This window comes from Microvirga aerilata (assembly GCF_016743775.1).
GTDB classification, from domain to species: domain Bacteria; phylum Pseudomonadota; class Alphaproteobacteria; order Rhizobiales; family Beijerinckiaceae; genus Microvirga; species Microvirga aerilata.
The window spans coordinates 343,788-354,941 of record NZ_JAEQMY010000001.1 but is presented as its reverse complement, the minus strand read 5'-3'; the positions used below and the strand labels follow the sequence as shown (position 1 = coordinate 354,941).

Sequence of the window (11,154 nt, the reverse complement as noted above, 5' to 3'; positions counted from 1 at the left end):
CTCTTGACTTCAGCTTGAAGTCATCACCGTCTCAGTGTGAATGAGCCGGCAAAGCGTGCAACTTGGACTGAGGTCCGAGGTCCGAGGCGACTTAGGTCTGATCGAGGTCGCTGCAGGGGAGGAGCTGTAGGCTTGCACAACGTCTCAGCAGTCACTTGCGCCAGTCATGTTTCTTAGTAACAGAAAACGAATGTGAGGGCGCTTCACTCATAAAGCTGCCGAAGGTTCGATCATGACTCAGACTGCCACAAGACGAAGTTCAAAATTCGCGCGGTGAGCGCGACCATACTAAGCTGCGCTTAAGAAGCACCTGATCCCTCGCTTTGAGATTACTGCTTCGGCGGTAGCGGATCGGGCACTTTGTTCTTCACGGGAGGGATCTGACGGAGGTAGGCGAAGACGGCTTTCAGGTCGTCGTCGGTCATTTTTGAGTAGGCCGGCCACGGCATCGGCGGCAGGATCTGCCGACCCTGGCCTTGATGCCGGCCCGTGCGTATAGTCTGGATGAACTGCTGCTCGGTGAAATCGCTCAGCACACCGGTCTCCGGATCCGGTGTGAGATTGGCCGAAAAGCTCACGCCCCAAGGACCCGACCATCCTGTCGAGGTAGGCGTCATGGCACCGCTCCAGGGTGGGGAGACGCTGGCCGGCGCCGTAATGGTGAGATCCTGTGGGTGACCCGACAGAGCCCGCTTCAAGTCGGGCTCGGGCCCGTCGGATCCCATGACCCAGGGCGTGTGGCAATCGTGGCAGCCTGCTATCGACACCAGATACTCGCCGCGCTTCACCTGCGCGCTTGCGGCGCTGTCCTGGGCCGGAACGGTGCTCGGCACCAGCAAGGCAGTCGTCACTAGCAGAGGCAGGGTGCGGGGCATGGCTATTCTCCTTTTGGCGCGAGGTTGGCTTGTTGGCGCTGGTCCTGCGTCTCCGCGATCCAGCGGTAAAGCAGGGCTACCGCCTCATCGTCGACCAGCTCAGTTCCAAGCGGCGGCATCTGTAAGGCGGCATATCGGGAGGAGACCCTTTGCATCAAGCCGCTCCGCTCCGGATGCCCCGGCTCAACGCGCAGCACCGCATCACGCGACTGCCCGGGGGCTGGCTTCTTGACCGGATGCCCAACGGTGCTGGCAATCGCAGGCTGACCCGCGGCTTCCACGCCTTGTCGCAGGAACAGCCCAATGTTTCGTAGCGAGCCATGGTCGTTGTGGCAATGGCCGCAATTGCCATGCATGTAGCCCAGGGCGGCCCGCTCCGTCGCCGATGCAGCCATAATCCGAGGGGGCGAGTCCAGCAGGGTTTTGGGCAGGCCGGCAAGAAGACCCTTGTCGACGAGGGAGCGAAGATCGATGTCCGGTTCAGGTCGAAGCTCGGCGTTCGGCGCGCCGGGATCCCGCTCCGGCGATAATTGAAGAGTGCTGAACCCCAGAACCTCGGATCGGCCTCCCTGATGGCATGCCTTGCAGTCGCTGATGCCCGGAATTGTATGCGAGCGCCCGCCCGCGAGTGTATACGCGCCGCGCTTTCCACGTGGCGAGACCAGGTGCGCCTCGCGGCCATCGGCGCTCCAGGAATACGCGGCATAGAGCCATTGGCCGTCAGCTCGGCGTTCAAGGTAGCGCGTTTCAACCTTCTGGCCGTTGAAGGAGAACTCCTTCCAGAAGCGTGTGCCCACCGGAAAGACCCAGGAGTCCGGATCGGATGCGTCAATCGCTGTGCGAGGCGGAAGCGAGATCCATCGGCGCTTGGCGGCCCCGTCGCTCCAGAGCGGGTATTGCGGGGCAAAGGCGAGATGTGTGGGATCGATCTGCAAGGTGCCGAAATCGGCATAGAGGCCGGTCTCCTGCAGCGTCGGCGGCGGAGTTGCGGTTGCTGGCTGTGGGATAGCTGGGGCCCCCATGAGCATTCCAAAGGTCAGGACCAGCATCGCCTCAACGGCGGCCGGGCGATGGCTCCGGCCAGATCTCAGCCTCGGTGCGGTGGCAATCACCTGGGCCATGCAACGTCTTCCCTCTTCGAGGATGAACGCATGCCGACGGATACGCCTGTTCTCGTGGCGCCGCGGTGATCCTACGCACGTTGGTGCCGTGTTCCTAAAACTCTTCAGTATTGGCCCTTCGGAGAGCTTTTTATTTGCCGCGAAAGTCAGCCAGCGAAGCAAGGCACCTATCCACTATGCTGGACTAGATGCGGCAGCCAAAGGGCAGCGATCCTCGCGTAAACGGACATTTCGCAAAGTATGCGAATTTTTTCCGTCTGACACAAAGCAGCCTTACACATAAACCTGCAAGGCAAGACTAAATGCACCTCCACCTTAATGGGGTGATGGGATGCCGGCGGAACCGCCGTCCAGACCAGAGCTCGACAGCGTTTCGCGTCGAACACCGTCACAACTGCGGGAGGATTGACACATTCTCGCCAAAGGCGCAGCTTCGTTGCCACATGTGCCCGGCGCGTCCTGGGGTTTGTGCATGACCCTGTGCTCGGCCCATCTGACGGGAGGACGGAATGTCTGCACCGAGCGTTATGAGGCATTTCCTGGCGGCAGCCTTGATCGCGATACCCTCAGCGGCTGGGGCCGGCCCACTCGATGACCAAGTAAGAGCAGCCTATTTAGCCTGGGATGCTGCTTTCAACAAAGGCGACGCTGAGGCGGTGGCAGCATTCTACACTGGCGACGCATCTTTTTTGCCTGCCACCCACGATATTGTTCAAGGTCCCAGCGGTGTCGAGAAATTCTACTCCGGTCTCTTCGCTGGCGGGATCACCGATCACGCCCTTGACCTGATCAGGACCGCGGGGGACGATAAAATCGTGATTGCCGCGGCTAAATGGTCCGCTACTGGTAAGGATGCTGCCGGGAAGCCGACCCGGTTCAGTGGCATCGCCACCCATGTATTCGAACGGCAGCCGGACGGCTCGCTAAAGCTCAAGCTGCATACCTTCAACTGATCCAATTGCCGTCGCCTTCCCCGGGAAGTGCGACGGTCTAGATATCGGAGGATAGCCGCATGAGGGTTGGAGGCACGATCACAAGGCGTGGGATGCTGGCAGGGTCAGGTGCAGCGCTCGCCGCAACGGGCGTCAGCCTTGCTCCGAAACGGGCGCGTGCGCAGAGGAAGACGCTCAGGATCATGCAGTGGCGGCATTTTGTTCCTGCCTACGATCCTTGGTTCAATGAAACCTTTGCTCGGAAGTGGGGGGAGACTAATGACGTGGACGTCATAGTCGACAATGTTGGCTTTGCTGACTTAACCCCTCGCGCGGTGTCCGAAATCCAAGCTCAACGGGGACATGACTTAATCCAGTTCGTCACGCCGCATGCCGTCCTCGCGGACCACCTCATCGATCATCGCGAGATCTTTGAGGAGTGTTCGAGGCGCTACGGCAAGCCTACGGAATTCGCACTCCGGGCGCACTTCAACCCAAAAACCAAAACCTACTCCGGTTTCGCTGCCGCCTACCAGCCAGCGCTCATCACCTACCGGAGTGACCTGTGGGCCAAGGCACAAGCAGTTCCGAACACTTGGGATGACGTGCTGACGGGAGCGAGACGGATCAAACTGCTCGACGGAAAACCCGCGGTCTTTAGCCTGGCTCCGGAACATAACTGTGAACAGACATTGCGCTCGATCATGTATTCCTTCGGCGCGTCGGAACAGGATGCAGACGGTAGGCCTACGCTGAAGTCTCAGGCGACCCTGGACACGCTACGATACGTGAAAAACCTCTTCGAGCAGGCGATGATCCCGGACGTGCTCGGGTGGGACGGAGCCTCGAACAACCGCTTCATGCTCACCGGCGAGGGCTGCCTCACGGTTGACAGCCTGTCGATCCCCAGGGCGGCCGAGTCGATGAAGCTGGATTTTGCCGGTGACCTGAGGCTGGCTGCAATGCCGGCCGGACCAGCGTCTCGGCTCGGCTCCTTCGGGTTCTACACCTATTCGATCTGGAAGTTCGCCGAGAACCCTGAAGGCGCCAAGCAGTTCCTGATCGATTATGTTGGCCAGTCGAATGCTGCCTTCCTCGCAAGTGGTTTCCAGAACATGCCGTGCTATCCCGCGACGGTACCCGACCTCGAAGGATTGACCGGAGCCGCCGGCAACGGCATCGCGGCGAAGTACGGGCTCATGAAGGATGTTGCGTCCTGGACCACGAACGTCGGCCATCCCGGATACACGAACCCGGCCGTCAGCGAGATCTACGCGCGGGGAATTGTCTCGAAGATGTTTGCAGACGTCGCTACCGGTCGGTTGACTCCGGAGCAGGCGCTCGATGGGGCGGACGGTGAGGAGCGCGCGATCTTCAACAGTTGGCGCGAGCGTGGACACTTGTGACGACGCTGTGGTGATAGGAGACGGCGCTGATCGACCGGTAGAAAGGTCCCGTATGCGTATCCGTAACAAGATTCTTCTGGCTATGTCGGTGCCAATTGGCCTGCTGGTCGTCCAGGTGATAGCAGTCAATCACTTCGTCCGGGAACTTCAGAGCGCTGCAAGTTTCATCGCATCGGCTCACGAGGCAATCGAGGCGGACTTTGACGCGCTGGATCTTGTTGGCAAGCTGCGACAGGAGGTCAGGAAACTACCATCGGGAGCTGTCGCCGGCCAAGCAACGTCCTTGGACAGCCGCTCGACGCGGCAGGAACTGTGGGACAGGCTGGACCGCGCGGTTGGCGCAGTCACGAACGCAAGCGCCGCTCGGGAGGTCGACCCGCAACAGTTCCAAGCCCTCCGTGCCGCCCTCGACCAGGCGCGCAAAGATTATGCCCGCTCGGAGGAACTCGCCACGCTCGCTAAGGGAGACATCAACAGCCTCATCCAGGGTGCCATTTACGCGGACCGAGCGCTCCTCGCCCTCGAGGGAGCACTCAACTCGATGACCGTGGAGCTTCGACGCGAACTGCAGGAGGCCGTTGATCATGAGAGATCCATCCATGATAGGCCTGTCATTGCTGGGATCGTCATCGGCGGCTCGGCTGTTCTCTTCCTTCTGGCATTCGCATGGCTCTACGCTGACCGGCATCTCGCCGGTCGTTTGCTCGCCCTGAGCCGCAGCATGTTGGCAATCGCTGCAGGTAACCTGCGGACTCCCCTGCCGGACTCCAATGGCAAAGACGAGATCGCCGCGATGGCCAAGGCACTGTCGATCTTTCGTGACACGGCTGTCGAGATCGAAGAGCAGAGCTTACGCGAGCGCCAGGTCGTGCTCGATACCATCGACTACGGGGTGTTGATCCTCGACCCGAACCTCCGGGTGCGGATGTTCAATCGCGCCTTCCGCGACCTCTGGAGTGTTCCTCGAGATGTGCTACGCCCGCATGTTGGGATCGAGGACCTGCTGGGGGCGCTCCGGTCCACTGGCCTGCATGGCGTAACAGATGAGCAGTGGCCATCCTACATCGAGCGAAGGCTCAATGAGATCCAGGCCGCCGACGTGCCTCCAAGAGAATGGCATCGTCCAGATGGACGCGTGCTGCAATACGAGGTGGTGGCGCTTCCGGACGGAGGGCGGATGCTCACTTACTTCGATCTCACCGACCTCAAGCAAGTCGAAAGCGAGCTACGGGCGGCCAAGGAGCTCGCCGAGACGGCCAGCCGGGCTAAGTCCGACTTTCTCGCTAGCATGAGTCATGAGCTGCGTACCCCGCTCAACGCGATCATTGGAATAACCGAGATGCTGAAGGAGGACGCGGAGGTTGACGGCGACAAGCACCTCGACGAGCCGCTCGGGCGCGTGTTGCGGGCAGGTAAGCTCCTCCTTCAGTTGATCAACGAGGTCCTCGACCTTGCGAAGATCGAGGCTGGCAAGCTTGAGCTTCAGCCCGAGAATATAGACCTTGGTCCACTGCTGGACGACGTGGTCGATACCGCTAAGCCCTTGGCGGAGAAGCACGCTAACCAGCTCAGGCTAGACGTCCAGATGGATCTTGGTCGGGCGGTGCTCGACCCAATGCGTCTACGGCAGGTTCTTCTCAACCTTCTCTCGAACGCCTGCAAGTTCACCGAAAACGGAGAGGTGACCCTCTTTGCGAGGCGAGAGGGACAACAGGTCGAGCTCCGGGTGCGCGACACCGGCATGGGGATTGATGCGGATCAGCTGCCGCGCCTTTTCCAGGAGTTTCATCAAGCGGGGGCTGCAAAGCACCGGAAGTACGGTGGCACAGGCCTGGGTCTCGCCATCAGCAGACGTCTGGTCACGCTTATGGGGGGCGAGATCGAGGCGACGAGCGAGAAAGGGAAAGGATCCGAGTTCACAATCCGACTGCCGGTGGATGCGCCCGTCCAGGCAGAGGCAGCCTAAGGGGCGGGACATGGCGCGCATTCTGTACGTGGAAGACAATGATGACAACATCTACATGTTGCAGAACCGCCTCAGGCGGCACGGCTTTGACGTGCTGATTGCACGAGACGGCGCGAGCGGTGTTGAAGTCGCGAAAGCCGAGCGCCCAGATTTGATCCTGATGGATCTGGGCCTGCCCATCATGGACGGGTGGGAGGCCTCCCGCCGGCTCAAGTCCGATGGTGCCACGAGACATATCCCTGTAATCGCGCTGTCCGCCCATGCCATGTCGAACGACAGGACACAGGCGCTCGAGGCGGGGTGCGATGAGTATGACGTCAAGCCGGTAGAATGGGCGAGGCTCCTGGCAAAAATCAGGGCGCTGCTCCCGACACAGGACAGGCCATGAACGATGCCGCCATCCTCGTTGTTGATGACGATGACAACAACCAGTTCACGCTAGTCCAACGCCTCATGCGGGAGGGCTACGCAAACGTCACGACGGCAAGCAACGGCCAGGATGCGCTCACGCTGCTTTCCCGAAGCCCGTTCGACCTCGTCCTCCTTGACGTCATGATGCCAGGATTGGACGGCATCGCAGTCCTGACCGCGATCAGAGAGGATCAGCTCCTGAGGCACATTCCTGTCATCATGATCTCCGCTGCAAGCGACCTCGAACGTGTGGTTCACTGCATCGAGCTCGGGGCGGAAGACTACCTGCCAAAACCCTTCAACAAGGTGTTGCTCCGGGCTAGGATCAGAGCATGCCTGGAGAAGAAGCACCTCCGCGATCAGGAAAGGGCCAACTTGGCCCAGATCGAACACCAGCGAGGACGGCTCAATGAACTACTGCATGCAATCCTTCCAAGCCCAGCGGTGGCCGAGCTGGAGGCCACGGGCAGAGTGGAGCCGCGCCGGTACCCAGAGGTTGCTGTGCTGTTCTGCGATATCTCCGGCTTCACTGCCTACTGCGACCAACATCCTCCAGAGACCGTGATCCGGCACCTGCAGCATTTGGTCGAGGAGTTCGAAGGGCTCACCGCCCGCTATGGCATGGAGAAGATCAAGACGGTTGGCGACGCGTTTCTTGCCACCGGCAATCTTTTGCTACCGCATTCAGACCCGGTCATGTCTGGGCTCTCCTGCGCGTTTGACATGATACAGGCAGCCCGCACCGGACCAGCCGGTTGGGAGCTCCGATGCGGCCTGCACTTTGGGCCCGTGATTGCTGGGGTTGTTGGCAGGAGTAAGTTTAGCTTCGATCTCTGGGGGGACACCGTGAACGTTGCGTCGCGGCTCGTTACGGTTGGTCAGAGCGGCTACGTCCACCTGAGCGAGCAGGCCTGGAGCCTGATCAAGGAACGAGCCGATGCGGAACCGCTTGGAATGATCCCGTTGCGAGGCAAAGGCGCCGTGCCAGTCTTCCGCTGCCACCGTCTAAGTCCCCTCCACACCATTCCAGTCGAACCGATCGGGAGCCAGGGGACTGCCTGAACGAGAGACTCCGGGGCGTCATTCATGCATCTGTTTCAACCATATGAAAGGAGGGCAGGCGCTATGAGATGGGCTCCGGTAAAGGTCAGCTCTTGGCCCTTCCCGGACCTAAGGCATGGGTCATGGATGGAGCGGAAGGCGGATGTTTGGAAGGGCAGGGGATCCTTTAGAACGTGAACCACTACGGGCGCCCTATGTTTCTGTAAGATCAAGAGAAAGCTTGCTTGGGTGGCTATAGTTGGCGCCACCGCAACCTTTGCTGCTGATGTGTAATGTAGCACTCCAACAGAGCGTGCGCCTATTTCGGTTCGGCGAACGCCTGATTGATGGGGGATCGCGCCCGCTTGCTCCAGGATGAGATTAATCTCAAAATCGCATCCCAAACCAACAGTCAGCTGCTTATCTTGTCGGTTCTCACTGCCCTCCTCGTTCCGCCTACACTTGTAACCGGTCTGTGCCGAAAATGGCTTCGGGTGCGGCCTCCTAGGAAGTCTGATGTCATCGTTGTTTGTATGCATGTTGCTGATAAAGGCAGGGGCGATCAGACGCCATAATCCATCTTGATGCAGCCTTCAGGGCTACATAGAAGCATCAGGTTTCGTGAGGCGCGCGTCCACATCTCCACTCCTGTTCTGGGCGAGAGATGCTATCTGCCGGTGTCAGGCAGGGGTGCTTCTTTGCCAGATGATACATCAGCCTTGGAAGATTTCGTCTTACGGGAAGGTCTGACAGGTACTGAGGAATTCTCTGTCTGAGTCTTCGCTACCGGCGCAGGTTTGCGCTGAGCTGGCACCTTCTTCGTGTTCGAAGCGAGTGGGTGCTGGACCTTCTTGGCCTCTTTCTTCAAGATCTTCAGGCCCTGTTGAACAGACTTAAGAAGGCTTTCCACCTCAGAGCTAGGCTCGCTTTGAGCGACAATCCTAAGAAGGGTCTTCTCAAGCTTCTTGCCTCGTCGCTATGCCTTCTCGATGGTCACGAGCAGGTCCTGAGGGGTGCTCTTTTTATCCGCAGCCATGGTGTCTTCTCCTGAGATCAACATTGCGGTCGATAACAGGTGTCACAGAACTGTTACAGTGAAGTTTCAATGACAGTTTTATGACACGGTATGGGAGACCTCATCTCTCATGCTCATACACATAGTTCCTGTGATCGGCGCGAAATACATCTGCGTAATTCTGGGCTCCAACCCTAATGCTTTCGAAGCGTGAACAAGTCCTGAGAAGTTGGAGCACTGGACGCAGAAAAGTTCAGCCTCAGCTGTCTTGGTCGTAATCCACTACTCAAGACGTGGACCTGATCTCGGCTTCATCCGAGGAATGGCGGCTGGGGTAAAAGTTAAGGAGGATTTTCTTCAGGTCCGGCTCCGACACCAGGCTTGCTGCTTTCTTGGCACTGAACCATCTCGTCTCCCGCTCCCCCTTCTCAAGCCAATGTGCCCTCTGATGGTCAACGTGGAGTTGGAAAACCTCGACGGTGCACCTGACTTGCCGAGGGCCAAGGCGCTTGTTGTACCGGAATGACCCTATGGTTTTCGGATCCACGTAGCCAACCAAGCCTGCTTCTTCAAAGGCCTCACGGGCTGCACTCTCGTGCGGCTCGAGGCCAGGAATGGGCCAGCCCTTCGGGATCATCCAGCGCTTGCGGCCGCGTGTTGTCACGAGCATCACTTTGAGAGAGCCGTTGGGGCCCCACCTGAACGGCAAAGCTCCGAACTGCTGGTAGGGTCCGAATACGCGATGAATGACGCTCTGCAAGAACATGGTTGGCTGGTTCTTTCTGTCAAAGTCCCGCTTGTGGTGGAACCGCTCTGGTGGGCTGACGTTCCGCATTCAGAGCTAGAACCTGAGATGACCCATGCCGGCCAAACCCACCGCTCCTCAGGAAGTCGAGCTGAAGCTGGAGGTTGCTCCTTCTGAGCTCAAGAGGGTACTGGCACATCCGCTTCTTAAAGAACGATCCAACGGTGCAGCGGCGCAGACACTCCACTCGACCTACTTCGATACGCCGGATCATGCCCTGCAGCAGGCCGGGATTTCGCTCCGGGTCAGACGCAATGGGGACCGGCGCATCCAGACGATCAAAGCCGCCCGTTCACCTGATGGCATTGCCCTGGCTCGGTACGAGTGGGAACAGGAGGTCGATAGCGACAGTCCCGATTATAACCTCGCAGGGAAAACCGGCCTAAAACCGCTCCTTGAGCATAGCGGCTCAATTAAACCCGTCTTCCGGGTGCTGACAGAGCGGACACTCCACACAGTGTCGTTCGAGAGCTCCATCATCGAGCTTGCTGCGGATGACAGCAGGGTCGAGGGAAAGGAGCGGACGGTCTCTTTTGGCGAGCTTGAACTTGAACTCAAGGACGGCGCACCGGCAGATCTGTTCCAACTTGCCCTTGCACTATCCACAGCAACGCCCTTGCGCCTGAGCTTCAAGACCAAGGCTGAGCGAGGCTTCGAGGCTGCCTCTGACGAACATCCCACGCGGGTCAAAGCACCTCCGGTGGTGCTCAAGCGGAAGATGCCGAGCGCAGGCGCCTTTCAGCGCGTCGGTGCATCGTGCCTGCAGCATTTGATAGCCAACGAGGCGATCGTCCGGCGCGCGCCTGAGGCTGATGCCGTCCACCAGATGCGCGTTGCCCTGCGGCGCCTTCGAGCTGCTATCACCTTGTTCAAGTCCGTTGTCGAAGATGAGAAACGGGACCTGATCAAGGACGAGCTCAAGTGGATGGCCAATGTGCTGGGTGAGGCACGAGACTTGGACGTCTACATCACCAAGGTCCTTGAGCCGGCTCAGGATGAGCACGGCAACGACGAAGGCTACCAGAACCTCCTGGCTGAGTACCGAAAGCGGCGCCACGGAGCCTACCGGACGGTTGAGGAAACCATCGCGTCAGCACGCTTCATCAACGGTGTCCTCGGGACGGCTGCCTGGATCGAGTCTGGGGACTGGTTGCAGGATGGGAGCAAGCCCGCTCGCAAGCGTCGTGAACAGCCGATCGCGGTGTTGGCGGAGGAGGAACTCAGCCGGCGCTGGAAGAAGATCATCAAGCGCGGCAGAAACCTCATGGAGCTCGATCCCGAGGAGCGCCACCAGGTGCGGATCGAGATCAAGAAGCTTCGCTATGCATCCGAGTTCTTCGAGAGCCTGTTCACAGGTGGTGGTGCCAAGAAGAGGAAGCGGGCCGCTTTGAGCACCCTTGAGGCGCTGCAGGAGACGCTTGGGGAACTCAACGACATTGCTGTGGGGTCTCACATGGAGCCATCATCCGCCGCTGATGCACTCCATCAGGAGCAGATGTCCCGGGTTGACGGCTTGCTAGCCGATGCGAAAGCACATTATCAGAAGCTCGCGGCTCTCGAACCATTCTGGCGATCCTGAGAA

At 59.4% G+C, this 11,154-nt stretch carries 10 protein-coding genes; 7 read left to right on the top strand and 3 right to left on the bottom strand.

The annotated features are described in order from the left end of the window. Positions 1–329: 329 nt before the first annotated feature. Positions 330–875, bottom strand: coding sequence for a c-type cytochrome (locus JKG68_RS01660; protein ID WP_202055332.1), 546 nt, complete (start codon positions 873–875; stop codon positions 330–332). Between the two features lie 2 nt (positions 876–877). After that, positions 878–1,996 (bottom strand): hypothetical protein, encoded by a 1,119-nt coding sequence (locus JKG68_RS01655; protein WP_202055331.1) that lies wholly within the window; start codon positions 1,994–1,996, stop codon positions 878–880. A 509-nt stretch (positions 1,997–2,505) separates the two neighbouring features. Here JKG68_RS01655 and JKG68_RS01650 point away from each other — a divergent pair. The 6 genes from JKG68_RS01650 (at position 2,506) to JKG68_RS34465 (ending at position 8,327) form a co-directional block, all read left to right on the top strand. Then, complete coding sequence (locus JKG68_RS01650) at positions 2,506–2,949, top strand: YybH family protein (protein ID WP_246515001.1); 444 nt, start codon at positions 2,506–2,508, stop codon at positions 2,947–2,949. A 59-nt stretch (positions 2,950–3,008) separates the two neighbouring features. Further along, the gene (locus JKG68_RS01645; protein ID WP_202055330.1) at positions 3,009–4,334 is read left to right on the top strand and encodes an ABC transporter substrate-binding protein; all 1,326 of its coding nucleotides are present in this window, start codon (positions 3,009–3,011) and stop codon (positions 4,332–4,334) included. 52 nt (positions 4,335–4,386) lie between these two features. Then, complete coding sequence (locus JKG68_RS01640) at positions 4,387–6,300, top strand: ATP-binding protein (RefSeq protein WP_202055329.1); 1,914 nt, start codon at positions 4,387–4,389, stop codon at positions 6,298–6,300. Between the two features lie 10 nt (positions 6,301–6,310). Next, a complete protein-coding gene (locus JKG68_RS01635; protein WP_202055328.1) occupies positions 6,311–6,688 on the top strand; it encodes a response regulator in 378 nt (125 codons plus the stop codon). Then, on the top strand, positions 6,685–7,773 hold the full coding sequence (locus tag JKG68_RS01630; protein WP_202055327.1) for an adenylate/guanylate cyclase domain-containing protein: 1,089 nt from the start codon (positions 6,685–6,687) through the stop codon (positions 7,771–7,773). The genes JKG68_RS01635 and JKG68_RS01630 overlap by 4 nt, the downstream gene beginning before the upstream one ends. A 326-nt stretch (positions 7,774–8,099) precedes the next feature. Further along, positions 8,100–8,327 carry a CorA family divalent cation transporter gene (locus JKG68_RS34465; protein WP_202055385.1) on the top strand — a complete coding sequence of 76 codons (228 nt, stop codon included), beginning with the start codon at positions 8,100–8,102 and terminating at the stop codon, positions 8,325–8,327. Positions 8,328–9,053: 726 nt separating this feature from the next. On the opposite strand, the gene JKG68_RS01615 is transcribed toward JKG68_RS34465, so the two are convergent. Then, positions 9,054–9,602 carry an NUDIX hydrolase gene (locus tag JKG68_RS01615; RefSeq protein ID WP_246515000.1) on the bottom strand — a complete coding sequence of 183 codons (549 nt, stop codon included), beginning with the start codon at positions 9,600–9,602 and terminating at the stop codon, positions 9,054–9,056. Positions 9,603–9,627: 25 nt separating this feature from the next. On the opposite strand from JKG68_RS01615, the gene JKG68_RS01610 reads away from it, so the two are divergent. Further along, positions 9,628–11,151, top strand: a complete 1,524-nt coding sequence (locus tag JKG68_RS01610) for a CYTH and CHAD domain-containing protein (RefSeq protein ID WP_202055325.1) — start codon at positions 9,628–9,630, stop codon at positions 11,149–11,151. Positions 11,152–11,154: the final 3 nt, after the last annotated feature.